Below are 25,178 nucleotides of genomic sequence, written 5' to 3' on the forward strand. Positions count from 1 at the left end.
TCTGTGCCCGCTTCGCCACCGTGCGGAGCGGGGGCCGGCGCCGCCCCGGGGGGCGGGGCCGGGGCGGCCCCCCCCCCGGGGGGGGGCGGGGGGGCCCCTCCTCCGTCTCCGTCCGGGACGGGCTCAGCCGCGCTTGAGCCCGAGGACCTCCGCCGCCGCGAACGTCTCGTTCGGCGGCCGGTCCGCGTAGTACGGGGAGATCAGCTCGTCCAGCTCGTCGAAGGAGAACGTCTCCTTCGACGAGTCGAACTTGGCCGCCACTCGCGGTCGTTCGACGATCGCGACCATCCCGCCGTGCACCACGAGCAGTTGGCCGTTGACCTTGGCGGCCGCCGGGGATGCCAGATAGCCGACGAGCGGGGAGACGTGCTCGGGCGCGAGCGCGTCGAGCCGCCCGTCCTGCGGCTCCTGGAAGCCCGCGAAGACGTCCTCGGTCATCCGGGTCCGGGCGCGCGGGCAGATGGCGTTGGCGGTGACGCCGTACTTGGCCAGGGCCAGCGCGGTGGAGGTGGTCAGTCCGACGATGCCGCCCTTGGCCGCCGCGTAGTTGGGCTGGCCCGCCGAACCGGCCAGGAACGCCTCCGACGAGGTGTTGACGATCCGGCCGTAGACCGGGCCGCCGGACTCCTTGGACCTCGACCGCCAGTGGACGGCTGCGAAGTGCGTGGTGTTGAAGTGGCCCTTGAGGTGCACCCGCAGGACCGAGTCCCACTCGTCCTCGGTCATCGAGAAGATCATCCGGTCGCGCAGGATGCCCGCGTTGTTGACCAGGATGTCGAGCTTGCCGTAGGTGCTGACGGCCAGCTCGACCAGCGCGCGGGCCTGCTCGTGGTCGGAGACGTCGCCGAGGTGGGCGACCGCTCGGCCGCCGGCGGCCCGGATCTCCTCGGCGACCTCCTCGGCGGGGGCGGCCGACGCCTCGCCCGAGCCGTCGCGGCCCGGCTGCCCGTAGTCGTTGACGACGACGGCCGCGCCGAGCCGCGCCAGTTCCAGCGCTTCGGCCCGTCCGAGGCCGCGGCCTGCACCGGTGACGATCGCGGACAGTCCGTCCAGGGGAAGTGACATCGGTTCTCGGGGTCCTCTCGGGAGGGGGCGGGCGGGGTGGTCGTCAGAGTTCGATGCAGGTGCGCAGCGACTCGCCGGTCCGCATCTGGTCGAGGGCGTCGTTGATGCCGTCGAGCCGCACCCGGTGGGTGATCATCGATTCGAGGTCGATGCGGCCGGCCCGCCAGAGCGCGATGGCCCGCTCGTACGACCGGAGCACGTCCCCGCCGCCGTACATGGAGGGCAGGATCCGCTTCTCGTCGAAGAACAGCTCGAACATGTTGACCTGGAAGTTGTCGTCCATGGCGCCGGCACCGACGATGCAGAGGGTGCCGCCGCGCCGGGTCTGCTCGTACGCGGTGCGGGCCGTGGCGGACTTGCCGACGACCTCGAAGACGTAGTCGAAGCCCTCGCCCGCGGTGATCCGCTGCTTGGCGTCGGCGAACTCCTCGGGCGAGACCGCCTCGGTCGCGCCGAACCGCAGCGCCGCCTCGCGCCGGGAGGCCACGGGGTCCACGGCGACGATCTGGGCGGCGCCCTGCACCCGGGCGCCCTGGATGGTGGAGATGCCCACCCCGCCGCAGCCGATCACAGCCACCGACGAACCGGCCTCCACCTGCGCGGTGTTGATGGCGGCGCCGAGGCCGGTGGTGACCCCACAGCCGATCAGCGCGGCGATCTCGAACGGCACGTCGTCGGGGATCGGCACCGCGCAGCCCGCGCCGACGACGACCTCCTCCGTGAAGGTGCCGGTCCCGGCGAACCCGAACACATCGCCGCCAGGGCGCTTGAAGTTGGGCGTGCCCGCGTTCATGAAGCCGGCCAGGCAGAGGTGGGTCTGGCCGCGCTTGCAGGCCTGACAGGCGCCACAGGCCGGCAGCCAGCAGACCAGCACCCGGTCCCCCGCGCTCAGCCCGGTCACCCCGTCGCCGACGTCGATGACCTCGCCGGCCCCCTCGTGGCCGGGGATGAAGGGGGCGGGCTGCGGCAGTACCCCGCTCATCGCGGAGATGTCGGAATGGCACAGCCCGGTGGCCCGGACGCGAAGCCTGACCTTTCCGGGGCCGAAGCCCACCGCCTCGACGTCGTCGAGTACTTCGAGTTTGTCCTGGCCTATCTCGTGCAGTACGGCTGCGCGCATGGTGCGGCTCCCCTCACGGGCCTGCGGTGCTCTTGGGATCGGTACGGGTACGGGCTCGGGTACGGATTCAGGTACGGGACTCGGGCTCGGGTACGGATTCGGGTACGGGACTCGGGCTGGGGCTCGGGCTCGGGTACAGGACTCGGGCTCGGGTCCACATGCGGATTCGGGTTCAGGAGTGTTCGACGAAGGTGTCGCCGAGGACCACGGCGTTGTCCCTCTCCACGGCGCGCACCTCGACCCGCACCTCGTTCTCGGCGGTCCACATCTCGATGCGGAGGGTCTCGCCGGGGAAGACGACCCCGGTGAACCGGGTGCGGTAGGAGCGGATGCGGGTCACATCGCCGCCGAGCACCGTGTCGGTGACGGCCTTGAGCGTCATGCCGTAGGTGCACAGGCCGTGCAGGATCGGCCGGCCGAAGCCCGCCTTCGCGGCGAAGTCCGGGTCGGCGTGGAGCGGGTTCCAGTCCCCCGAGAGGCGGTAGAGCAGCGCCTGGTCGGGGCGGACCGGCCGTTCCACGACGCGGTCGGGGGCGATGGCGGGATAGGCCATCCGCTCGGACGGGCCGCGCTCGCCGCCGAATCCGCCCTCTCCGCGCACGAAGATCTGGGAGTCGCTGGTCCACAGCGGGCCGTCCTCGTCGGCGGCCTCGGTACGCAGCACCAGTACGGCCGCCTTGACCTTGTCGTACACCGCGGCGACCTTCGAGGTCACCGTGGCGCCGCCCTCGACCGGGACCGGCCGGTGCACCCGTACGCTCTGCCCGCCGTGCAGGACGGCGGCGAGGTCGATGTCGACACCGGGTACGGAGAGGCCGCCGGCCATGGCCGTGCCCGCGCCGGCGACCGTGGCGAAGGAGGGCAGCACCTGGAGCCGGGACTCCAGCGTGTAGCGCAGCTCGCCGGGGTCGACGGCGGGGTCGGCCAGGTCGGGGCGGGCGCCTGCGCCGATCCCGAGGTGGTAGAGCTGGACGTCCTTGTGGTCCCAGCTGATCCGGCTGGTCCGGGGTTCGGCAGCGAGAGCCTTTTCGGCATCAATGGGCATGGGGAAGCTGCTCCTCGACGGTGAAAGACCTCGGTGCGGCCGTCCGCACCGTCGGCCGCACCGAGGTCGTGCGGGGACCGGAGACCACGCCCGTTCTAGAACGCGTTCTAGCCGGTTGGCCCTATGTATAACGCAGCGCCGAGCACTTGTGAAGACTGCTGACGTCCCGTCAGATCCACTTCGCCGCAGCCTTTTCGCGCGCCGGGTCGCCCTCGGCATCACCCGCCGCGACGCCCACCGGCCGCCCGCCGCGACGGGCGATGACATTTGTCATCGCCGAGTCCGTACATCTCCCTCTGCCACGGCGGGTTCCGGCTCCGTAGCGTCGTAGGCATGACGCAGACAACGGGGAACGGGGCCACGGTGGTCTTCACCGGGGTGGTGAAGACCTTCGGCAGACCAGGGCAGCGGGTGCGGGCCGTGGACGGGATCGGACTGACCGTCGAGCGGGGCGAGACCGTCGCCCTGCTCGGGCGCAACGGCGCGGGCAAGTCCACCGCGATCAGCCTCCTGCTCGGGCTGAACGAACCGGACGCCGGGAGTGTGCGGGTGCTGGGCCGCACCCCCGGACAGGCCGTACGGGCGGGCCTGGTCGGGGCCATGCTCCAGGACGGGCGCCCCATCCAGCGGGTCACCGTCCGTGAACTGATCACGTTCGTGGCCTCCACCTACCCGAGGCCGCTCCCGGTCGCCGAGGCGCTGGACCTGGCGGGTGTCGCGGAGTACGCGAACCGGCGGATCGACAAGCTCTCCGGCGGCCAGATCCAGCGGGTCCGGTTCGCCGTCGCCCTGGCCGGAAATCCGGAACTGATCGTGCTGGACGAGCCGACCGCCGCTCTGGACGTGGAGGGGCGGCACGCGTTCTGGGAGTCCATGCGGGCCTATGCCCGGCGCGGCAACACCGTGCTCTTCTCCACCCACTATCTGGAGGAGGCCGACGAGAACTCCGACCGGATCGTCGTCGTCGACCGCGGCCGGATCGTCGCGGACGGCAGCGGCGAGGCCATCAAGGCGGCGGCCGGCCACAGTCAGGTCTCCTTCGATCTGGCGGGCCGGTCCACCGAGGGCCTGGAGCTGCTGCCCGGTGTCGTGACCGTCGAGGTGACCGGCGACCGGGCGGTGCTGCACACCGACGACTCCGACGGCACCGTCGTGGAGCTCGCCCGGCTCGGCCTGGTCCGGGGTCTCCAGGTGTCCCTGGCCACGCTGGAGGCCGCCTTCCTCTCCCTCACCGCGCCGGCCGCCGGCGCCTCCCGGCCCGCGAAGGAGTCCGTCTGATGTACCAGTACATCGTGCTCGAGATCCGCCGCACCCTGCGTGACGGCACCTTCCTCGTCTTCGGCACCGGGATGCCGGTGATGATGTACCTGATCTTCACGAACATCGGTGGCGGTGACGGAGTCGACGGCTGGAAGACCGCCTCGATGGTCGGCATGGCCGCGTACGGCGCGCTGGGCTCCGCCATGTCGATCGGGACGGGCGTCGCCTCCGACAAGTCCCTGGGCTGGCTCCAGCAGTTGCGGATCACCCCGCTCTCCCCCACGCACGCGGTGGTGGGCCGGGCGATCAGCGGTTCGGTGACCGTGCTGCCGACGATCCTGACGGTGCTGCTGGCCGGCGGTCTGGTCAACGGCGTACGGATGGCGGCCTGGCAGTGGGCCGTGCTGGTGCTGCTGCTGTGGGCCGGCGCGCTGCCCTTCACCCTGCTCGGAATCGGCAACGGGTACCGGCTCACGCCACAGGGCACCGGAGTCGTCAACGTCGCCTGCCTGATGGCCTTCGGCGTCGTCGGCGGGCTGTGGTTCCCGCTGGAGCTCCTGCCCGGGTGGCTGCGCTCCCTCGGCAGGTTCACCCCCGCCAACCGGTTCGCCGACCTGGGATGGGCCACCACCGAGGGCCACGCGCCCGGCGCCACCACCCTCGCCGTACTCTCCGCGTGGCTGCTGCTGTTCGGCATGTACGCCGTGATCTCGTACCGTCGGTCCGCGAGGACCGTGTGAGGGGAGTGAACATGCGGGGGAACGGAAGACCGACACGGAAGGAACGGCGCCGGCTGCGGCAGGAAGGGCGCCGCCCCGGCCCGCCGGGACCGTACGCACTGCTGCCCTGGCTGCTGATGGGCCTGGGCTCCTTCTCCAACCTCTTCCAGGGCGAGACCCCCAACCCGTGGATCGGCGGCCTCGGGCTGCTCGCCTTCAACTCCCTCTACATCTCCGTGGTGTTCCGCGGATTCGTCAAGGAGAAGCGCGAGAGCCCGGTGTCGTACGTCCTGCTGGGCGCGATGACCGCCATCACCTTCGGACTGGCGATCGGCTACGGAGGCAGCTGGCTGCTCTTCTTCCCACTGCTCTCACTGGCGTGCGGAACGATCCTGCGCCACCGTTTGCTCGCCGTCGGGCTGCTCGGCCTCGCCGTGTCCGCGTGTCTGATCTCCGTGTGGCGCGAGGACGGCGGGCCGACACCCTGGACGCTGGGCTACGGGACGTTCATCTCGGGTGCGGTGACGGCCGCGATCCTCACCCTGTCGGAAACGGTGATGGAACTGCGCTCCACCCGGCAGGAACTGGCCCGTACCGCCGTCGAGAAGGAGCGGCTGCGTTTCTCCCGCGACCTGCACGACCTATTGGGCCACACTCTCTCGGTGATCGTCGTCAAGTCCGAGGCCGCGCGCAGGCTCGCGCCGCGCGACGTCGACGCCGCGCTCCTCCAGGTCGCCGACATCGAATCCGTCGGCCGGCAGGCGCTCACCGAGATCCGCGAGGCGGTCACCGGCTACCGCGAGGGAAGCCTGGCCACCGAACTCGACGGGGCCAGGTCCGCGCTGACCGCCGCCGGGATCGAACCCTCCGTCCGTCGCTCCGGCCCCCCGCTCGCACCGCAGACGGAGGCGCTGCTGGGCTGGGTGGTGCGGGAGGCCGTCACCAACGTGGTCCGCCACTCCACCGCCACCACCTGCACGTTCGTGGTCGACGGCACACCGGACCGGGTCCGCCTGACGGTCACCGACGACGGCCGGACCCCGGCGACGCCCCCCTCCCCGGGCATCGGCGGCACGGGCCTGAAGGGCCTCACCGAGCGCCTCGCCGTGGCCGGCGGCTCACTGGAGGCGGGACCTCGGCCGGGGGGCGGCTTCGTGGTGACGGCGGAACTTCCGGCGGACGCGACGGCGGCGGCGGGCGCGGCCGGTGGCAGCTGAAGGGTCAGCCGGGGGCGCCCTCCGCCCGGGAGGCGGTATCGGCCAGCCTGTTGCGATAGGCCGCGAGCCGGGCGGTCCGGCCGAGAGTCAGGGCCCCGACGAGGCGTCCTGAGCGGTGGTATCCGGCTTCCAGACGCCTGGTGGACAGGTCCATCTCATGGATCGCGACGGTGTCGGCGATGCCCGGCAGGCCCACGGAGCGGATCCGCGCCCCGTGCAGGTCGGACCAGAAGGACGGAATCCCGTCCCAGGGCGGACCGGCCTCCCCGAGGAGCAGGGTGCGGGCCGCCGAGGCCGCCTGACCCGCAGCATCGGACCAGTGGCCGAGCGACAGGGCGGCACCGCCGGCCAGCCGTTGCGGGGCCTTGGCGACATCTCCGGCGACCACCACACCGGGCACGACGCCTCCGTCGAGGGACAGGGCCCGCATGCGGCTGTCGCAGTGCACACCGCCGCCGGTCCGGAGCCCCGAGCCGGTCAGCCAGTCGGCGGCCGGTACGGCCCCGAGGGCCAGAACCGCCACATCGGCCGCGACGGCCGTGCCGTCCGCCAGCAACGCTCCGGTGAGTCCGCCCGCCGGATCCGAGGAGAACCGGGTCACGGTGGTGCCCGTCCGCAGAATGATGCCCGCCTCGCGGTGCAGTTCACCGACGAACGCTCCCACCTCCTTCCCGACGGCGCGCTCCAGTGGCACGGCCCCGGCCTCCACGAGCGTGACGTCGAGACCGCGGGCGCGCCCCGCCGCAGCGACCTCGCTGCCGAGGAACCCGGCGCCGACGACGAGCAGCCGACGGCAGGACCCGAGTGCTTCCCGCAGCGCCTCGGCATCGCTCCGGTTCCGCAGGGTGTACACCCCGTCCGGCGTGCCCGGCAGGCCACGCGCGGACGCGCCCGTGGCGATCAGGAGCCCGTCGTACGTCAGCGGCGTCCCGTCCGCCAGGGTCACGGTCCTGCTCCGCGGGTCCAAGGCGGCCGCCGCCTGTCCCAGCAGCCAACGGGCGTGAAGGTCCCCGGGCACCGGCAGCCGGGTGTCTGGCGGTTCGCCTCCGGTGCTCAGGAACTGTTTGGAGAGCGGGGGCCGGTCGTACGGTGCGTGGTGTTCGTCCCCGACGATGGTCAGGGCGCCCGTGAACCCTTCGGCCCGCAACGTCTCGGCGGCTCTCAGGCCGGCCAGTGAACCGCCGACGATCAGGACGTCGCGGGGGCGGCGGTGTGGGGGGCTCACGCGGCGGCCGTCGGGAGGGCGGTCACGGTGATCGCTCGGACCGGGCAGGCAGCGGCGGCCTTCTCGACGTCGGCACGCAACGCTTCGTCGAGGCTTGTCTCGTGAACCAGATGGTCCTCGTCGTCGAAGGAGAAGACCGCGGGTGCCGCGAAGACGCACTGCCCGTGGCTCTCGCAGAGATTCATGTCCACGGTGATCTGCATGGTTGCTCCCTGGCGGTGTTCGAAGGGGTGGGGCGAGCGGCTCACGCTCGGACGACCGGTGGGTTGAAACGGGAGTAGCCGGGCCCGGACCAGCGCAGCGGAGAGGCGTCCGTGATCTCCCGTACGCTCTCGACCGCGAATTCGACGATGCGCTGAGCCCCCGGAATCCGGCTGGTCTCCTCGGCGTCCCACAGGGTGCGGGCCGTGCCGGAGACGTACAGGGCGCCTCCGGTGTCCCAGCCGGGCACGAAGAGACCGGCCGACGCGTTGAGTTCGAGGTTGCCGAGGGTGAGGAGCATGGCGTTGCCTGCGTAGTCCGGCCAGCGCAGCAGGGTCGGCGAGAGGACCTGGACGAAGCCCGGATTTCCGCCGCGGTGGGAGGCGTCCGCGTCGCCCCGGTCGGATGCGGTGGCGACGAAGAAGGTGTCCGCCTCCCGCAGCGTCCGCTGCTGTTCCGGGCTCAGCTCGGTGCTGGCGGTGGCGGTGGCGGTGGCGGCGCTGGTGTCGGTGCTGGGGGTGGTGTCGGTGCTGGGGGTGGTGACGCGGCGTCCGGCATCCCGGCCGTGCGGTTCGAGTGTGTGAGGGTGCCGTTTCTGGATGTACTTGGGGCAGTTGGCGATGACCTGGTCGAGGTCCACGCGCAGCTCCCGGCCCCGCCGGACCACCCGTCCGTTGATCCGCATTCTGCGGCGGGTGGCCGGTTCGATCCCGAGCATGCCGATGTGCGCGGGGTTTCCCGGCACGGCGTCCGCGAGGAGCCCGGCGAGCGGGTCCCCGGGCAGGGGCAGCGCGTCGACGGTGAGGGTGTGCGGTGTCGGCACCTTCAGGAAGCCCGGTTCACCGGTGAGCTGCGAGGCCCACACGCGTCCCCGGTCGTCGGTGCCGCCGATCACGATCATCGGCTGCGCGGCCAGGAAGTCCGCCGCGACGGCCGGGATGCTGTTTCCGATGCCGCCGAGCGAGAACGCGGCCTGGTCCGCGAGACCGGCCCGCTGCTGCGCGGCGGTCTCTCCGCTGTGATAGCCGGCCACAGTGATTCCTTTCCGGCTGGGGCGTGACCCGCCGGTGTGTACGCCGCGGACGGCGGCGTGCACACGGGCGAGGAATACTGACGCCCGAACGTCGTCCGGCTAGAAGAAGCCGCAGGTGGGTGCACCGGCGGTGGGGGCGTCGGACGGGTCGGCCCCGGTGGGCGCGTAGATCTCCAGGCGAATGCCGTCGGGGTCGGTGAAGAAGATCCCGCCGGAGGTGCCGCTCTCGCCGTGCGGCACGACGCCCTGGTACGTGAACTCGGCACCGATGGCGCGCAGCACCTCCTCCGTGGCCCTGACCTCTTCGATGGTGTCGACCTGGAAGGAGAGGTGGTGCAGGCCCGGGAGGGCGGTGGCGAACGTGCCCTCGCTCTGCTGCCAGAGCGTGACCAGGAGTCGCGGGCCCCGCCCCAGGAAGGCCCATCGCCGGCCGTCCTCCTTGCCCTCGGCCAGCACCGCGAAGTCGAAGACCTCGCGGTAGAAGGCGAGCGAGCGGTCCAGGTCGGTGACGTTGAGGCCGATGTGGCCGGTCTGCAGGTTCTTCGCCTTGCCCATGGTCGGCGCCCAAGCCTTCGGTCGGGATCACGAGACGGCCTCGCAACCTTTCAATTCGACTTTAAGGGTTAGAGAAAGTGCCGTCAACCGGTGATCTCCACTTGGCCGGTTAGTATGGGTCGAGTGAATCGATTCCCCACGGGGGGAGGGAGCCAGACGTGCAGCAATCCACCGGGGCCGGGGCCGACCCGCGACCGCTCACCGGCGAACCCCTCGCGCTCGATCTGCTCAACACCCGGTGGATCGACGCCGAGGGCCACCACGACCTCCTGCACTCCGCGGAAGGGCTGGCCGTCTGGCTGGCGAGCCCCTCCGTACGGACGCAGACCGGCCACACGCCCCTCAAGGCGGACCGGGCCACCCTCGATGCGCTGCTGCGGACCCGTACCGCGCTCGACACCCTCGTGCTCCAGGGACACCCCGTCCCGGAGCAGGCCGCAGCCGAACTGAACGAGGTCCTGGACCACGGCCGTATCCGCCGGCTGCTCGGGCCCGGCGGATCACCGCAGTCCGCGGTCGAGGTGCCGGACCCCGCTTGGGCACCCGCCTGGTACGCGGCCGAGAACTGGCTGACGCTGGTGACCGAGCGGCCCGACCGCATCCGCCCCTGCGCGAACGACGCCTGCGTGCTGCACTTCTACGACGTGTCCAAGAACGGCACCCGCCGCTGGTGCTCGATGGCCGGGTGCGGGAACCGCGCGAAGGCCGCGCGCCATTACGCGCGCCGCGGGTCCTCCTGACCGTCCACCGGGCACACGGACGGGACCCGGCTCCCGCCGAAGCATCCGCGGTGCGCTCGGGCCCCCGCGTACCCACGCACGAGACCGGGCGGCCGCCCCCCGGAACCGGCCGCCGCACGGCGCCGGGTCAGTGCACGCCTTCGCGGCCACGACGGCTGTGCCGTGCCACACGCACCCGGTTCCCGCATCCCGTCGTACACCATTCACGGCGGGAGTGGCTCTTGACGAAGTAGAGAACACACCCGGGCGCGGGGCACGCCCTCAGCAACTCCGCACCCGCTCCACCGAACAGCGCCACGGCCTGCGCGGCGATCTCCGCGAGCGCCGCACGACGGGAGTCGCTCTCGGACCTGCGGGAGGCGACCGGGAATTCCGGCCCCGGGGCGAGTTCCTGCCATGCGGCGGCGCGGCGGGCCCACGCGTTCACCACGGCCAGATCCGCAGGACCGGCTGCCCCGCCGGAGGTACGCGCACCGGCCAGGACCCGCAGGGCGCGACGGACTTCCAGGAACTCACCCAGCAACGTCAAATCCGCGGGGGCGGCCCCGGCCAGGTCCGCGGCGAGGGGGGCGGAGAACCGTTCGCGCCGCCCCCTCAGCCAGACGTCGAGGTCCTGCGGTGCGGCCAGGGCGTCGATCAGCCGGCCGCGGACACCGCCCTTGACGTACGTGGTGTTCACCAGGTCGAGCGGCAGCGGCTCGCCGGACAGAGGCAGTCCGTCGACCGCCGACTTCTGCTGACGCTCCCGCATGACGTCCTCGTCCATCGGCCCATCTTGTCCTGTGGAATGCCATGCACCAAACTAATGGATTGAATAACATGCAGGCATTATTTTCTTGTAGTCCCCAGAAGGGAACATCGTGTCCGAAACCCCGCTGCCGCAGCTCGCCGCGGAGCGCCGCTGGACCGCCGCGTTGGCGAGCAAGGCTCCCGCCCGCCCGGCGGCCGCGTCCGTCTCCGTCGCCACTCTCGGCGGGGTGGCAGCGCTGGTGCTGCTCGTGGCCATCGGCACGCTGCTCGACCAGACGGTGCTCATCCCGCCACTGGCGGCCAGCGCAGCGCTCGTGTTCGCCGCTCCCGCCCTGCCGCTGGCCCAGCCGCGCAATGTGATCGGCGGTCAGCTGACCTCAGCGGTCGTGGGCTTTCTGACCCTTGCCGTCGCCGGCAGTTCGCTCTGGGCCTCGGCGGTCGCGGGCGGCCTGGCCATCGGCGCCATGGCCCTGACCCGCACCGCGCACTCCCCCGCCGCGGCCACAGCGGTGATCGTGGTGATGACCGCACCGTCGGCCGCGCTGTTCCTGCCGCTGCTGCTGCTCGCCACCGTCGTCATCGTCGGCGCCGGCATCGTGGCCGGGCGGACGGGCCGGACCGCCGCGTACCCGTCCTACTGGTGGTAGGACCGGCACGCGGATCGTCGACTACCGAGGACTGGAACTGCCCGCAGCACATCCGGCCCCGCTACAGGGCGGCGTGGATCAGCTGATGCTCGATCTGCGGCTCAATACGCGCCCTGCGGCGGGCATGGCCACCCGGACTCCGGGGCCGCCGGCACCCGGAACCACCCTCTGTGTGTGCCCGAGTCACACCGTGGCGCTCCGGGGCGGGGCCGGCCTCGGACGGCGTCATCGGCGCACGCTGGACCAGCCCCCGGAGGAGCCCCGTCCGGCCGCGCCGGGCGGGGCTTCCCGCTGCTCCCACCAGCAATTCCGCCCGTACTCTTGGCACATGGACGAGATGCCGCAGGACCACCGCCCTGCAAGTTCCGTAAGAGTTCTTCTCGCCGAGGACCAGGGCATGATGCGCGGCGCGCTCGCCCTGCTGCTCGGGCTGGAGCCGGACATCGAGGTGGTCGCCCAGGTGGGCGCGGGCGACGAGATCGTGGCCGCCGCGCTGATGTCCCGGCCCGATGTGGCGCTGCTGGACATCGAACTCCCGGGCCGCAGCGGTCTGGACGCGGCCGCCGATCTGCGTGAGGAGGTGCCGGACTGCCGGGTGCTGATCCTCACCACCTTCGGCCGGCCCGGATATCTGCGGCGCGCGATGGAAGCCGGTGCGGCCGGGTTCCTGGTCAAGGACGGGCCGGTCGAGGAACTCGCGGAGGCGGTCCGCCGGGTGCTGCGCGGCGAGACCGTCATCGACCCGGCACTGGCCGCCGCCGCCCTGAGCGCGGGGCCGAGCCCGCTGACCGCGCGGGAGCGCGATGCGCTGGTGGCCTCGGTGGACGGGGCGACGGTCGCCGACATCGCGCTGAAGCTGCATCTGTCGGAGTCGACCGTCCGCAACTACCTGTCCGCGGCGATCGGGAAGACGGGCACACGCAACCGGATGGAGGCGGTCCGGGCGGCCCGGCAGCAGGGGTGGCTCTGAGAGCGCCGCGTAACGGCGTCAGTCCCGCGCCGACCCGTGGCGCGGCAGCCAGAAGACCATCAGCAGCACCCCGCCGAGCAGCACCCCGCCCGCCGTCCGGAAGGCCAGCCCGTATCCGGCCGTGAGCTCCACCGCATCCGTGGAGCCCGCCGTGCGGGCCGCGGCGACGGTGGAGAGCACGGCCAGGCCGAGCGCACCGCCCATCGTGCGGGAGGTGTTGACGAGGCCGGAGACCAGGCCGGCTTCGCCGGGGGCCGCGCCCGAAGTGGCGAGGGTGGCGAGCGGGGTGGCCGCGAGGCCGGTGCCTGCCATCATCAGGATGCCGGGCAGGCAGACCGCCGTGAGATATGAGCCGTCGGCCGTCATCGTGGACTGCCAGCCGAAGCCCGCGGCCGCGACGGCCGTGCCGATCAGTGCCAGGTTCTTCGCACCGGTGCGGACCATCAGCCGGGGCGCGCACTTGGAGCCGACCACGACGGCCACCGAGGTGGGAATCAGGGCGAGTCCGGCCTCCAGCGCGGAGTAGCCCAGGACGTTCTGCGCGTACACGGTCATGAAGTACCACATCGAGAACGTGGCCGAGCCGATCACGAACATCGCCACGTTCGCCGAAGCCACCGCCCGCGCCGCCAGCACCCGCAGCGGCATCAGCGGCTTCGCGGTGCGGGCCTCCACCAGGACGAACAGGGCGAGCAGCGCCACTCCGCCCAGCAGCGGAAGCAGGGTCGCGACGGCGGTCCAGCCCGATTCCTCGGTCTGCACGATGCCGTACGCGACCGAGGCCAGGCCCGCCGTGACGAGCAGCGCGCCCAGGAGGTCGATACGGCTGCGCTCACCGGCCCGGCCCTCGGCGAGCCGGAGTGCGGCGCCGGTCAGGACGAGCACCCCGATGGGTACGTTGATGAGCAGGACCCACCGCCAGGACAGCGCGTCGGTGAGCACTCCGCCGATCAGTCCGCCGGCCGCACCGCCGCCCGCACCGACGGCCATCCAGGTGCCGATGGCCCTGGTCCTGGCCGGCCCCTCGGGGACGGCCGCGGTGAGCAGGGTGAGGGTAGCGGGGGCGAGCACCGCGGCGCCGAGTCCCTGGGCGGCCCGGGCGGCGAGCAGTTGCCAGCCCTCCTGGGCGAGCCCTCCGGCGAGGGAGGCGGCGGTGAACAGGCCGAGGCCGACGAGGAACATCCGCTTGCGGCCGTAGAGGTCGGCGGCCCGCCCCCCGAACAGCATGAATCCGGCGAACGCGATCGAGTACGCGTTGAGCACCCACTGCAGTCCCGCGGCGCTCAGCCCCAGGTCGGTGCGCATGGACGGGAGGGCCACGTTGACGACGGACACGTCGAGCACGACGAGGAACTGGCCGGTACAGGCGGCGAGCACGACCGCCCAGGTACGGGTCCGGGTACCGCCGCTACGGCGTGTGGGAGTCGAGACGTCAACCATGAACGTCATACTCGCAGCCGCCCCGCGACCCGTACATCGGTTTCCAGGCCGTATCTGCCTCGGTCCAGCGGCGTAGGACCGGGGGCTCCGGCCCTCACCGCCGCAGGAGTGTCACCACCGCCGCTCCGCCGAGCCCGATGTTGTGGGCGAGCCCGGTCCGGGCGTCCGGCACCTGGCGGGCCCCCGCCTCGCCCCTGAGCTGCCAGGTGAGTTCGGCGGCCTGGGCGATTCCGGTGGCGCCGAGCGGATGCCCCTTGGAGATCAGCCCGCCCGACGGGTTGACCACCCAGCGGCCGCCGTGGGTGGTGGCGCCCGACTCGACGAGCGCCCCCGACTCGCCCTCGCCGCACAGGCCGAGCGCCTCGTAGGTGAGGAGTTCGTTGATGGAGAAGCAGTCGTGGAGCTCGATGACGTCGAGGTCGTCGGCGCCGATGCCGGCGGTCTCGTACACCTGCCGTGCCGCCTCCCGCGACATGGGCAGTCCGACCGCGTCGATGCAGGTCCCTGAGGCGAAGGAGGCCTCGGTGTCGGTCGTCATGGCCTGGGCGGCGATCTCGACGGCCCGGTCGCCGAGGCCGTGTCGCTCGACGAAGCGCTCGGAGACGACGACGGCCGCTGCCGCCCCGTCGGAGGTCGGTGAGCACTGGAGCCGGGTCAGGGGGCGGTGGATGGGTTTGGCCGCGAGGACCTCGTCGACCGTGTACGGGTCCTGGAACTGGGCGTACGGGTTGCCGGCCGAGTGGCGGTGGTTCTTGGCGGCGACGGCGGCGAGCTGCGCCTCGGTGGTGCCGTAACGCTCCATGTGTTCCCGGGCGGCGTTGCCGAAGATCTGCGCGGTGGGCGGGGTCATCTCGAAGCCGTGGGAGGCGGCCATGATCCCGTAGTGCCGGGCCACCGGGGACGTCTTGAAGTCACCGGCGCCGCCGTCGGATCCGCCGCCGCCGAGCGATCCGCGCGCCATCTTCTCGAAGCCGAGCGCCAGGACGCAGTCGCTGCCGCCGCCCTCGACGAACTGGCGGGCCATCATCAGGGCGGTGGAACCGGTGGCGCAGTTGTTGTTGACGTTGTAGACGGGCACACCGGTCAGTCCGAGCTCGTAGACGGCGCGCTGTCCGGCGGTGGAGGCCTGGAAGCAGTAGCCGACCGCGGCCTGCTGGATGTCCTCGTACGCGACCGAGGCATCGGCGAGCGCCGCGGTCCCGGCCTCCTTGGCCATGTCCCAGTACTGCCAGTCGCGGGTCTCGGGCTTCTCGAACTTCGTCATCCCGACGCCGACTATGTAGGCCTTCATATCGTGTCCTCTCAGAGGGGGCGGCGATTGGGGAGGTGGGTGAAGGAGCGGGGCTGGGTGCGTGCAGCTGCAAGGCGGAGGATTGAGGCATGGCGGAGCCACGGTGATTGACGACAACGCCGCAGATGCGCGTGCCCAGCCCCGCGACGCCGCCCCCTCTCAGTCCCTGGGCAGGCCGAGGATGCGCTCGGCGACGACGTTGAGCTGAACCTGGGTGGTGCCGCCCGCGATGGTGAGGCAGCGGGACATCAGGAAGCCGTGCACCGCCCGCTCCCCCGCCCCCTCGCACACCGCCCCTTCCGGGCCGAGGAGTTCGAGGGCGAGTTCGGCGACCTTCTGCTGGTGGGCGGTCTGGACGAGCTTGCGTACGGAGGCTCCCGCGCCCGGTTCCAGTCCGGAGACCTGCTGCAGTGTGGTCCGCAGTCCGATGCAGGCCAGCGCGTGCGCCTCGGCGGCGAGTGCCCCGATCCGGGCCCGGCAGGCGCCGTCGAGTCCTCCGGCACGTTCGATCAGAGCTTCCAGACCGGTGTCGAAGGTCAGCTGGTCGGCCATGTGGACGCGTTCGTTGCCCAGGGTGTTGCGGGCGACGCGCCAGCCGCCGCCGGCCTCGCCGACGAGGGCGTCCGCCGGCAGCAGGACGTCGTCGAAGTACACCTCGTTGAAGAGGGAGTCGCCGGTGATCTCCTTGAGCGGGCGGATGTCGATGCCCTTCGTGTTCTTCATGTCCACGAGGAAGTAGCCGAGCCCCTGGTGCTTGGGGGCGTCCGGGTCGGTCCTGGCGAGCAGGATCCCGTGGTCGGCCCACTGGGCGGCGCTCGTCCACACCTTCTGGCCGTTGATCCGCCAGCCCTCGGGGGTCCGTTCGGCCCGGGTGCGCAGCGAGGCGAGGTCGGAGCCTGCGCCGGGTTCGGAGAACAGCTGGCACCAGAGGAGTTCGCCGCGCAGTGTGGGCAGGAGGTAGCGGTCCTGCTGCTCGTCGGTTCCGTGCGCGATGAGGGAGGGCACCACCCAGGTGGCGATCCCCAGATCGCTCAGCTTCACGCCCTGCTCGCGCAACTCCTGTTGCACGGCGAGCTGTTGTACGGGACCGGCGCCCAGCCCGTAGGGGGCGGGCAGATGAGGGGCCGCGTAGCCGGTCGGGGCGAGGGTGCGGCGGGCGGCTCTCGGGTCGAGGCCGCGGGCGGCGGCGAGGGCTTCGCGGGCCGCCGTGCGGTGCCCTGCCGCCTGCGCCGGGAGTTCGAGGGTGAGTTCGCGGCGCGCGCCGCCTCCGGCGAGGCGGACGGCTCGCTGCCGGTGGTCGTCCCCGGCGCCCAGCAGCTGCCGTGCCACCAGTGCGCGGCGCAGATACAGATGGGCGTCGTGCTCCCAGGTGAAACCGATTCCGCCGAGGATCTGGATGGTGTCCTTGGCGCAGCTGTACGCGGCGTCCAGAGCGGTCGCCGCGGCGAGCGCGGCGGCCAGGCCGCGCACGCCCTCGGGTTCACCGGCCGCGCGGGCGGCGTCCCAGGCCAGCGCGCGGGCCTGTTCGACGCGTACGAGCATGTCGGCGCACAGGTGCTTGACGCCCTGGAACTGCCCGATGGGGCGGCCGAACTGTTCGCGGACCTTGGCGTGTTCGGTCGCGGTGTCCAGCGAACGGGCCGCGGTACCGCAGGCCTCGGCGGCGAGGAGGACGGCGGCGAGGTCGCGGACGAGTCCGAAGCCGGTGCGCAGGGCGCGTCCGGCGGGGACCAGGACCCCGTCGGCGCGGACCGCGGCGGTGGGCCGGGTGGGGTCGGCGCTGCGGTGCGGGCGCACGGTCAGACCCTGTGCGGCGGTGTCGACGGCGAACCAGCGGAGGCCGGTGGCGGAGGTGGCGGGCAGCAGGAGCAGGTCGGCCTCGGCGGCGGACAGGACGGGCGGGAGTTCGCCGTCGAGGAGGTGGCCGTCCTCGTGCTCCACGGCGGTGAGACTGCCGGGGGCGAGGGCGACGGCGCCGACGCGGGTACCGGCCGCCAGCTCGCGCACCAGCTCACCGGCGCCCGAGGCGTGCAGGACGGCGGAGGCGAGGGAGCTCGCCAGGTACGGGCCCGGGAGCGCGGCGCGGCCGGCCTCTTCGAGGACGACGGCCAGATCGAGGAGATCACCGCCCCCGCCCCCGTACTCCTCGGGCAGATGGATGCCGAGCAGCCCCTGGTCCGCGAGCCCGTCCCAGTACGCGGGGCGTGCGCCGGGGGCGGCGGGGGCGTCCGCGTCGAGCAGTTTGCGGATCTCCCCGGGCGGTACGGCACGTGCCAGCCAGCCCCGCACGGCCTGTGCGAGCTCCCTGTGTTCTTCGGTGATTCCGATGCCCATGCGGATCCTCGCCGGTCGCAGCCACTGGAACGGCGCAAGAGTAGAACACGTTCCAATCTGACGGAAGGTCAGACGAGCACCGACTTACGAGCGGACGGGAAACCGGGCAGGCCGCCTTGACCTGTTCTTGCCTTATTCACCGGAATACCTCGGCCGTCCGGAAGGTTTCACCCTGCACGTACTTGGCGGTCAGCGCTGTCCGCCGCAGGGACCGCGCTCCCGCCCCACCTCACCCCTCCCCTTCCGCTGCCCGGAGGCCGCACGTATGCCACAGACGACGCACGAACAGCCCGCCGCGGAGCTTCCTGATCCGCGGACATCGAGGACGGGCCGCGGGATCGTCCCCGTGCTCGCCTTCGCGGGCATCACCGTCGCGGTGATGCAGACCCTGCTCGTCCCCGTCATCAAGGACCTGCCCGCCCTCCTGGACACCGACCCGTCCAACGCGACCTGGGTGATGACCGCCACGCTGCTCGCCGGCGCCGTCTCCACCCCGATCATGGGGCGGCTCGGGGACCTCAACGGCAAGCGCAGGATGCTGCTGGCCAGCCTCGCCGTGATGGTGGTCGGTTCGCTGATCTGCGCGTTCACCGACGATCTCGTGATCATGATCGTGGGCCGTGCGCTCCAGGGCTTCGCCATGGGTGCCATCCCCCTGGGCATCGGGATCATGCGCGACGAGCTGCCGCGCGAGAAGCTCGGCTCCGCGATGGCCCTGATGAGTTCCTCGATCGGGGTGGGCGGCGGACTCGCGCTGCCCGCCGCCGCGCTGGTCGCCCAGCACGCCGACTGGCACACCCTCTTCTTCGGTTCGGCCGGTCTCGGCGTCCTGGCCATGGGGCTGACCGTGCTCGCGGTGCCGGAGACCTCGCTGCGCGCTCCCGGACGGTTCGACGTCACCGGGGCGCTCGGCCTTTCGCTCGGCCTGGTCCTCCTGCTGCTGCCGATCACCAAGGGCAGCGACTGGGGCTGGACCTCGGGCACCACGCTCGGCCTGCTCGCCGCCGCCCTGGTGGTCCTCCTGCTGTGGGGCGTCTTCGAGTTGCGGAGCGACGCGCCGCTGGTCGACCTGCGGACCACCGCCCGGCGCGAGGTGCTGCTCACCAACCTCGCCTCGATCATGGTCGGGGTCGCCTTCTACGCCGTCTCGCTGGTCCTTCCTCAGCTGCTCCAGCTGCCGACGTCCACGGGATACGGGCTCGGGCAGTCCATGGTCGTCGCCGGCCTGTGCGTGGCCCCGCTCGGCCTGACGATGATGCTCGTCGCCCCGCTGTACGCGCGGATCTCCGCCCGGTACGGCCCCAAGATCTCGCTGATGCTCGGCATGCTGATCATCGCGATCGGTTACGGGGCCGGGCTCGGCCTGATGAGCGCCGCCTGGCAGACCATCGTGATCGCGGTGCTGCTCGGGGCCGGCATCGGGCTCGCGTACTCCTCGCTGCCCGCGCTGATCATCGGGGCGGTCGACGCCTCCGAGACGGGCGCGGCCAACGGCCTGAACACCCTGATGCGTTCGATCGGCACCTCGGTGTCGAGTGCGGTGATCGGCATGGTGCTGGCGAACACCTCGGTGCAGATGGGGCCGGTCGCGGTGCCCAGCATGGAGGGGTTCCGGACCTCGTTCATCATCGCGACGGGTGCGGTGCTGGTCGGTCTCGTGCTGGCCGCGTTCCTGCCTTCGCAGCGGAAGGCCGCCGCGCCGGTGCTGCTGGCGAGCAGCGCGGGCGACGCCGCCGCACGCGAGGCCGGTCATCCGCTCCCCGCCGTCCCGCACCCCTTCGCCGGCTCCGGCGGCTTCCGCGGCCGCGTGCTGGAGGCGGACGGGACACCGGTGGCCGGGGCCAACGTGACCCTGATCGACCGGCACGGCCGGCAGGCCGGGCTCACCACCACGGACGCGGAGGGCCGCTACGCGCTCGCCGCACCCGGCAACGGCAGCTTCGTGCTGGCCGGATCGGCCGCCGGATACGCGCCGCGGGCCCGCCCCGCGTCGCACCCGGCGCCCGGGCCGCGGACCGAGACCGACCTGGTGCTGACGCTCAGCGCACCGGCGCGTCGAACCGGGGTGCGGTCGTGAGCAGATGAGAGACGTCCGTCCCCACCGGGAGCTCCTGCGGCTGTGTGCCGCGAGTGAACAGCCGGGCGGGGCGGGCGCCCTGGACCCGGGCCTGGCGCCCGTTGACCCGCAGCCATGAGCCCTCGCGCAGACCGAGCACCGGCACGTCGTTCTCCTCCAGGAACTCCGTGAGCCGCTCCTCACGGGTCTCGCCCTTGTGGGTGCTCTCCGGATCCGGGTCCAGGTAGTGCGGGTTGATCTGGAACGGGACGAGGCCGAGCGTCTCGAAGGACGGCGGCTGCACGATGGGCATGTCGTTGGTCGTACGGAGGGTGGGCGCCGCCATGTTCGTCCCCGCACTGGCCCCCATGTAGGGGAGCCCCTCGCGCACCGCCTCGGTGACGGCGCCCCGCAGACCGGTCCGGTAGAGCGCGCTCAGCAGCCGGAAGGAGTTGCCGCCGCCGATGAACACGGCGTCGGCAGCGGCGAGTTCGGCGACCGGGTCGGCGTTCTCGTGGACGCCGCGGACGCTGATCCCGGCCGGCTCCAGGGCGTCCCGGACGCGCGCGGTGTACGTGGTGTAGTCGGCGAGCGCGTAGGGCACGAAGGCCAGCCGGGCGCCGGAGGGCAGGAAGGCCGCGACCGTGTCGAGGGCGTGTTCCAGGTAACCACAGCCGTGCTGGGTGGAGTTGGAGAGCAGGAGCAGATTCACGGGGTTCCTCTTGGGTTCTCTTCGGGTCAGGCCGCGCGGGTGCGGCGGGCCTTGGGCTTCGGGTCAGGCCGTGCGGGTGCGGCGGGCCTTGGGCTTCGGGTCAGGCCGTGCGGGTGCGGCGGGCCTTGGGCTTCGGGCGCTGCGGTGGGTGGGTGAGGCGCTTCTCCAGGAGCTCGGCGGCCTGCCGCAGTGCGTCGAGACGGTTCTCCGGCGCCCCCTGGAACCGCTCCTCCGCACCGCCCAGGCTGAGGCTTCCGTACGGTTCGCGGCCGAGGAAGACCGGTACGGCGACGGTCGCGACACCGGTGTCGTACTCGCCGACCGTCCAGGCGTACCCCTGGGCGCGGACCTTCAGGAACTCCTGCTCCAGCAGGTCCGGATCGGTGACGGTCCGGTCGGTGAACCGGGCCATCGGGCGCCCCCGGAAGAGCCGGTGGCGCTGCTCGTCCGGCAGGTACGCGTAGAACGACTTGCTGGTCGCCCCGGCGTGCGCCGGGTAGAGCTCACCGACCAGCGGGTAGTAGCGCAGCGGCCCGGTCTCGCCCTCCTCGGCAGCCACGCACCGCATGTGGAAGCTGTCCGGCAGACAGAACAGCACGGTGTCGCCGGTGACCCGGCGCAGCTCCTCCAGGACCGGTCCGGCCAGCAGCTCCAGCGATCCGGAGCGCTCCCAGAGCCTGCCCAGGCGCAGCACGGCGGGGCCGATGCGGTAGCGGCGGGTGGCCGGGTCGGAGACCAGGAAGCCGCGCCCCGCGAGGGTGGCGAGCAGCCGCTGGGCCACCGAGGTGTCCCAGCCGAACTCCTCGGCGACCTCGGTGACGCCCCAGTCGGGCCGGGTCCGCTCGAACGCGAGCAGCACGAGGAGCGCCCGGTCGACGGTTTGCAGGGCCCCGGCGGGGGTCCGCCGGTCCAGATCGAAGTCCGCCATCGTCATCTCACCCATCTCACGATTCAGACCCGAATTGCAAATAACGGGAAACAGTTGCGTTGAACGCTATCCGATCCCGAATCTGCTCTCAGCACCCCGTCCGGCGCCCCACTCCCTGCCGGGCGCCGGACGGGTGTGACGGATGCGCGAGAAAGGCCCCCCATGTTGAAGTACGTACTGGACATCGTCGATCTCCTCGACGATCCCCAGGTCAATGGCAAGACGGTCGTCGAGTACCTCGACTCCGTAGCGGGGGGCGAGGGCTCGTCCGCGGAGGTCACCACGGTCGCCGGCGAACAGGGCTCGACGGACTTCGTGATGGTCCGCATCCCCGGCTCCCGGGGACGCACGGCCGGGGGCGACGCCCGCACGCTGGGCGTCGTCGGCCGGCTCGGCGGCATCGGCGCGCGGCCCGAGGTGACCGGTCTGGTCTCCGACGCCGACGGCGCGGTCTCGGCCGTCGCCACCGCCGCCAAGCTGCTGGACATGCGCCGCCGCGGCGATGTGCTGCCCGGCGATGTGATCGTCGCCACGCACATCTGCCCGAACGCGCCGACCGAGCCGCACGACCCGGTGCCGTTCATGGGCTCGCCCGTGGACATCGCCACCATGAACCGGCACGAGGTGACCGGCGAGATGGAGGCCGTGCTCTCCATCGACACCACCAAGGGCAACCGGATCATCAACCACAAGGGTCTCGCCCTGTCGCCCACCGTCAAGGAGGGCTGGGTGCTCCGGGTCGGCGAGCAGCTCGGTGAGCTGCTGGCCGTGGTGACCGGTGAGCCCTTGGTCACGTACCCCGTGACCACACAGGACATCACGCCGTACGGTAATGGTGCACACCACATCAATTCGATCCTCCAGCCCTCCACCGCGACGGCCGCTCCCGTCATCGGTCTGGCCATCACCTCGGCCGCCGCGGTGCCCGGCTGCGGCACCGGCGCGAGTCACGAGAGCGACATCGCGTCCGCCGCCCGCTACGCCGTGGAGGTCGCCAAGGCCTATGGCGGCGGCCACCTGGACTTCCACGACGCGGTGGAGTTCGACAACCTCGTCAATCGCTACGGGTCGCTGGCTCACCTGCAGACCTTCGGCCGTACACCCCAGGAGTCCTGATGGCAGCCGCCCCGCAGGCCGACGCCGTGGTCCAGGAGACCAAGAGCATCGGCAGCGACGACTACTCGCTCTCGCGCGTCCCGCGTGACAAGCGGTTCGGTTTCTGGTCGATGCTGCTCCAGTGGCTGGCCCAGTCCGGTTCGATCTCGCAGTTCACGCTCGGCGCCACCATCGGCGTCGGCATGACCTTCGGCGACGCCTTCCTGGCCTTCACCCTCGGTGCGGTGATCCTGGAAGTCGTGATCTTCGCGATCGGCCTGGCCGGCATGCGCGAGGGGCTCGCGACCCCGATGCTGACCCGTTGGGTGGGCTTCGGCCGCAACGGCTCCGCGCTGGTCAGCTTCGTCATCGCGGTCAGCCTGGTCGGCTGGTTCGGCGTCCAGAACACGATCTTCGGCAACAGCGTCTCGGCGCTGGTCGGCGGACCGTCCTGGATGTGGTGCGTGCTCGCCGGGATCGCCATCACCGCCCTGGTGATCTTCGGCTTCAAGTACATGGCGAACTTCGCGAAGATCGTCACCCCGCTCTTCTTCGCGATGGTCGCCTGGTCCGTCATCACCACGCTCAACGACCACTCGTTCAGCGACCTGATCAACTCGCCGCCGCCCGGCGAAACGATCCCGCTGGCCGTCGCCGCCACCGCCATCGCGGGCGGCTACATGACGGGCGCGATCGTCTCCCCGGAGATGACCCGCTACAACAAGCGGGGCTCGCACGTCTTCCTGCAGAGCGCCTCCTCGATGATCCTCTCCGAGTACATCGTCGGACTGACGGGCGTACTCCTCGGCCACCTGGTCAAGAGCAACGAGGTCTCGCACATCGTGCTCTCCACCTCCGGCGCCTTCGGCGTGATCGTGGTCCTGATGTCGACCGCCAAGATCAACGACTGGAACCTGTACGGCTCCTCGCTCGGCGTCGTCAACTTCTTCCAGGTCGTCTTCGGCAAGCGCGTCCACCGCGGCGCCGTCACGATCGTCCTCGGCATCGCGGGCACGCTCCTGTCCGCGGTCGGGATCATGACCCACTTCACCGAGTTCCTCACGATCCTCGGCGTCGCGATCCCGCCCATCGGCGGCATCATCGTGGCCGAGTACTGGGTCGTGAAGAAGATGCGCAAGCCGCTGGACGACACCCGGGAGTCCGAGACACTGCCGAAGTCCTCGCCGACCTGGGTCCCGATGTCGATCGTCATCTGGATCGCGGCGTTCTGCGTCGGCAAGTTCTACGACGGCGGCATCCCGGCCCTGAACTCGCTGGCCACCGCGTTCGTCCTGTACAGCGTCCTCGGCCTGCTGGGCTGGGTGAGGCCGTACGGCACCTCCACCCTCGACGACGAGGGGCAGGGAGACGACAACGCCCCCGCCGCCCGCACCACCACCTCCGTGGGAGCAGCATGAGCACCACCCCTACCCCCGCCCCCCTGGTCCCGGCCTCCGACGAGGCCCAGGCCGAGGTCGTCGACCTCTGCGCCGAACTGATCAGGTTCGACACCTCCAACCCCACAAGCAACGAGCGCGCGAGCGCCGAGTGGGTCGTGGGCCGCCTCGCCGAGGTGGGCATCACGTCGGAGCTCATCGAGTCCGCGCCGGGCCGGGCCAGCGTCATCGCCCGGATCGCGGGCCTCGATCCGGAGCGCGGCGCCCTGCTGGTCCACGGCCACCTGGACGTGGTGCCCGCCGACGCCTCCGAGTGGCAGGTGCCGCCGTTCTCCGGCGAGATCCGGGACGGCTACCTCTGGGGCCGCGGCGCGATCGACATGAAGGACACGGTGGCCGTCATGCTGGCCACCGCCCGCCACTTCGCCCGCACCGGCACGCAGCCCTCGCGCGATCTGGTCCTGGCCTTCCTCGCCGACGAGGAGGCGGGCGGCAAGTTCGGCGCCCACTGGCTGGTCGAGCACCGCCCGGAACTGTTCGCCGGGGTCACCGAGGCGATCGGCGAGGGCGGCGGGTTCTCCTTCGCCATCGACGACACCCGTCGCCTCTACCCGATCGAGAACGCCCAGCGCGGCATGGCCTGGATGGAGCTCACCGCGACCGGCCGGGCCGGCCACGGCTCGTCCCCCAACGACGAGAACGCGGTCACCGACCTCGCCGAGTCGCTGACCCGGATCGGCCGCGAGACCTTCCCGATCCGGCTGATCGAACCGGTCCGCGCACTGCTCGAAGAGGCCGCACGGCTCTACGGTGTCGAGTTCGACGAAGACGACATCGAGGGCACTCTCGCCAGGCTCGGCCCGGTCTCCGACTTCATGCAGGTGGTGCTCCGCAACTCGGCGAACCCCACCATGTTCAACGCCGGTTACCAGACCAACGTCATCCCCGGGAAGGCCACCGCCCGTGTCGACGGCCGCTTCCTGCCCGGCCACGAGCAGGAGCTGATCGACACGATCGACAAGCTGCTGCTCCCCTCGGTCACCCGCGAGTGGGTCAACCACGACATCGCGATGGAGACCACGTTCGACGGCCCGCTCGTCGACGCCATGTGTGACGCGGTACGCGCCGAGGACCCGGACGGCCACCCCGTGCCGTACTGCAACCCCGGCGGTACGGACGCCAAGGCCTTCACCCACCTGGGCATCCGCTGCTTCGGATTCAAGGGCCTGAAGCTCCCGCACGACCTGGACTACGGCAGGCTCTTCCACGGCGTGGACGAGCGCGTCCCGCTGGAGGGACTGCGGTTCGGTGTCCGTGTCATGACCCGGCTCTGGCAGAGCTGCTGACCCCTCCGTCACTGCCGCACACCCCCGCCGAC

General features: G+C 71.7%; 23 protein-coding genes. 10 read left to right on the forward strand and 13 right to left on the reverse strand.

Annotation, left to right across the window (positions count from 1 at the left end; all coding sequences use genetic code 11):
• Positions 1-123: 123 nt before the first annotated feature.
• The 3 genes from ABT025_RS17510 to chsH3 form a co-directional block, all read right to left on the reverse strand.
• Positions 124-1,065, reverse strand: a complete 942-nt coding sequence (locus ABT025_RS17510; protein ID WP_350994857.1) for a 3-oxoacyl-ACP reductase — start codon at positions 1,063-1,065, stop codon at positions 124-126.
• Between the two features lie 43 nt (positions 1,066-1,108).
• On the reverse strand, positions 1,109-2,185 hold the full coding sequence (locus ABT025_RS17515; protein ID WP_350994859.1) for a Zn-dependent alcohol dehydrogenase: 1,077 nt from the start codon (positions 2,183-2,185) through the stop codon (positions 1,109-1,111).
• A gap of 172 nt (positions 2,186-2,357) precedes the next feature.
• A complete protein-coding gene (gene chsH3 / locus ABT025_RS17520) occupies positions 2,358-3,230 on the reverse strand; it encodes an enoyl-CoA hydratase ChsH3 (protein WP_350994861.1) in 873 nt (290 codons plus the stop codon).
• 333 nt (positions 3,231-3,563) lie between these two features.
• Here chsH3 and ABT025_RS17525 point away from each other — a divergent pair, with 333 nt between their 5' ends.
• From ABT025_RS17525 to ABT025_RS17535, 3 genes are read left to right on the forward strand one after another with little or no spacing between them, the layout of a single operon-like run.
• Positions 3,564-4,508: an ABC transporter ATP-binding protein gene (locus tag ABT025_RS17525; RefSeq protein ID WP_350994863.1), complete on the forward strand. Its 945-nt coding sequence runs from the start codon at positions 3,564-3,566 to the stop codon at positions 4,506-4,508.
• Positions 4,508-5,230, forward strand: a complete 723-nt coding sequence (locus ABT025_RS17530) for an ABC transporter permease (protein ID WP_350994864.1) — start codon at positions 4,508-4,510, stop codon at positions 5,228-5,230. The genes ABT025_RS17525 and ABT025_RS17530 overlap by 1 nt, the downstream gene beginning before the upstream one ends.
• An 11-nt stretch (positions 5,231-5,241) precedes the next feature.
• Entirely contained in the window at positions 5,242-6,426 is a 1,185-nt protein-coding gene (locus ABT025_RS17535; RefSeq protein ID WP_350994866.1) for a sensor histidine kinase, read from the forward strand.
• A 4-nt stretch (positions 6,427-6,430) separates the two neighbouring features.
• Here ABT025_RS17535 and ABT025_RS17540 read toward each other — a convergent pair whose 3' ends face one another.
• The 4 genes from ABT025_RS17540 to ABT025_RS17555 all read right to left on the reverse strand — a co-directional run bounded on the left by ABT025_RS17540 (position 6,431) and on the right by ABT025_RS17555 (position 9,440).
• Positions 6,431-7,651: an NAD(P)/FAD-dependent oxidoreductase gene (locus ABT025_RS17540; RefSeq protein WP_350994868.1), complete on the reverse strand. Its 1,221-nt coding sequence runs from the start codon at positions 7,649-7,651 to the stop codon at positions 6,431-6,433.
• Positions 7,648-7,854: a ferredoxin gene (locus ABT025_RS17545; protein WP_350994870.1), complete on the reverse strand. Its 207-nt coding sequence runs from the start codon at positions 7,852-7,854 to the stop codon at positions 7,648-7,650. The genes ABT025_RS17540 and ABT025_RS17545 overlap by 4 nt, the downstream gene beginning before the upstream one ends.
• Positions 7,855-7,895: 41 nt before the next feature.
• Complete coding sequence (locus ABT025_RS17550; protein ID WP_350994872.1) at positions 7,896-8,885, reverse strand: pyridoxamine 5'-phosphate oxidase family protein; 990 nt, start codon at positions 8,883-8,885, stop codon at positions 7,896-7,898.
• Positions 8,886-8,984: 99 nt separating this feature from the next.
• On the reverse strand, positions 8,985-9,440 hold the full coding sequence (locus ABT025_RS17555) for a VOC family protein (protein ID WP_350994874.1): 456 nt from the start codon (positions 9,438-9,440) through the stop codon (positions 8,985-8,987).
• Positions 9,441-9,598: 158 nt separating this feature from the next.
• Here ABT025_RS17555 and ABT025_RS17560 point away from each other — a divergent pair, with 158 nt between their 5' ends.
• Positions 9,599-10,180, forward strand: a complete 582-nt coding sequence (locus ABT025_RS17560; RefSeq protein WP_350994876.1) for a CGNR zinc finger domain-containing protein — start codon at positions 9,599-9,601, stop codon at positions 10,178-10,180.
• A 127-nt stretch (positions 10,181-10,307) separates the two neighbouring features.
• Here the strand turns inward: ABT025_RS17560 and ABT025_RS17565 are convergent, their stop codons facing one another.
• Positions 10,308-10,946: a CGNR zinc finger domain-containing protein gene (locus ABT025_RS17565; protein ID WP_350994878.1), complete on the reverse strand. Its 639-nt coding sequence runs from the start codon at positions 10,944-10,946 to the stop codon at positions 10,308-10,310.
• 94 nt (positions 10,947-11,040) lie between these two features.
• On the opposite strand from ABT025_RS17565, the gene ABT025_RS17570 reads away from it, so the two are divergent.
• Together ABT025_RS17570 and ABT025_RS17575 are read left to right on the forward strand one after the other, a co-directional pair.
• The gene (locus tag ABT025_RS17570) at positions 11,041-11,577 is read left to right on the forward strand and encodes an HPP family protein (protein ID WP_350994880.1); all 537 of its coding nucleotides are present in this window, start codon (positions 11,041-11,043) and stop codon (positions 11,575-11,577) included.
• Between the two features lie 328 nt (positions 11,578-11,905).
• Positions 11,906-12,547: a response regulator gene (locus ABT025_RS17575; protein WP_350994882.1), complete on the forward strand. Its 642-nt coding sequence runs from the start codon at positions 11,906-11,908 to the stop codon at positions 12,545-12,547.
• Between the two features lie 18 nt (positions 12,548-12,565).
• On the opposite strand, the gene ABT025_RS17580 is transcribed toward ABT025_RS17575, so the two are convergent.
• The 3 genes from ABT025_RS17580 to ABT025_RS17590 all read right to left on the reverse strand — a co-directional run bounded on the left by ABT025_RS17580 (position 12,566) and on the right by ABT025_RS17590 (position 17,612).
• Positions 12,566-13,996 carry an MFS transporter gene (locus ABT025_RS17580; protein WP_502971968.1) on the reverse strand — a complete coding sequence of 477 codons (1,431 nt, stop codon included), beginning with the start codon at positions 13,994-13,996 and terminating at the stop codon, positions 12,566-12,568.
• A gap of 85 nt (positions 13,997-14,081) precedes the next feature.
• The gene (locus tag ABT025_RS17585) at positions 14,082-15,278 is read right to left on the reverse strand and encodes a lipid-transfer protein (RefSeq protein ID WP_350994886.1); all 1,197 of its coding nucleotides are present in this window, start codon (positions 15,276-15,278) and stop codon (positions 14,082-14,084) included.
• Between the two features lie 159 nt (positions 15,279-15,437).
• Positions 15,438-17,612, reverse strand: a complete 2,175-nt coding sequence (locus ABT025_RS17590; RefSeq protein ID WP_350994888.1) for an acyl-CoA dehydrogenase family protein — start codon at positions 17,610-17,612, stop codon at positions 15,438-15,440.
• A gap of 265 nt (positions 17,613-17,877) precedes the next feature.
• On the opposite strand from ABT025_RS17590, the gene ABT025_RS17595 reads away from it, so the two are divergent.
• Complete coding sequence (locus ABT025_RS17595) at positions 17,878-19,689, forward strand: MFS transporter (protein ID WP_350994889.1); 1,812 nt, start codon at positions 17,878-17,880, stop codon at positions 19,687-19,689.
• Here ABT025_RS17595 and pepE read toward each other — a convergent pair.
• Positions 19,652-20,380 (reverse strand): dipeptidase PepE, encoded by a 729-nt coding sequence (pepE, locus tag ABT025_RS17600; protein ID WP_350994891.1) that lies wholly within the window; start codon positions 20,378-20,380, stop codon positions 19,652-19,654. The two genes, ABT025_RS17595 and pepE, sit on opposite strands and share 38 nt — an antisense overlap.
• A gap of 100 nt (positions 20,381-20,480) precedes the next feature.
• Positions 20,481-21,314 carry an IclR family transcriptional regulator gene (locus ABT025_RS17605; protein WP_350995015.1) on the reverse strand — a complete coding sequence of 278 codons (834 nt, stop codon included), beginning with the start codon at positions 21,312-21,314 and terminating at the stop codon, positions 20,481-20,483.
• 156 nt (positions 21,315-21,470) lie between these two features.
• On the opposite strand from ABT025_RS17605, the gene ABT025_RS17610 reads away from it, so the two are divergent.
• Genes ABT025_RS17610 through ABT025_RS17620 form a run of 3 tightly spaced genes read left to right on the forward strand, consistent with a single transcriptional unit; the run spans position 21,471 to position 25,146 of the window.
• On the forward strand, positions 21,471-22,424 hold the full coding sequence (locus ABT025_RS17610; RefSeq protein WP_350994893.1) for a DUF1177 domain-containing protein: 954 nt from the start codon (positions 21,471-21,473) through the stop codon (positions 22,422-22,424).
• Positions 22,424-23,821, forward strand: a complete 1,398-nt coding sequence (locus ABT025_RS17615) for a cytosine permease (protein ID WP_350994895.1) — start codon at positions 22,424-22,426, stop codon at positions 23,819-23,821. Before ABT025_RS17610 ends, ABT025_RS17615 begins: the two co-directional genes overlap by 1 nt.
• Complete coding sequence (locus tag ABT025_RS17620; protein WP_350994897.1) at positions 23,818-25,146, forward strand: M20/M25/M40 family metallo-hydrolase; 1,329 nt, start codon at positions 23,818-23,820, stop codon at positions 25,144-25,146. The genes ABT025_RS17615 and ABT025_RS17620 overlap by 4 nt, the downstream gene beginning before the upstream one ends.
• The last annotated feature ends 32 nt before the right edge of the window (positions 25,147-25,178 follow it).

This window comes from Streptomyces sp. NPDC002809 (genome assembly GCF_040295435.1).
Classification (GTDB): domain Bacteria; phylum Actinomycetota; class Actinomycetes; order Streptomycetales; family Streptomycetaceae; genus Streptomyces.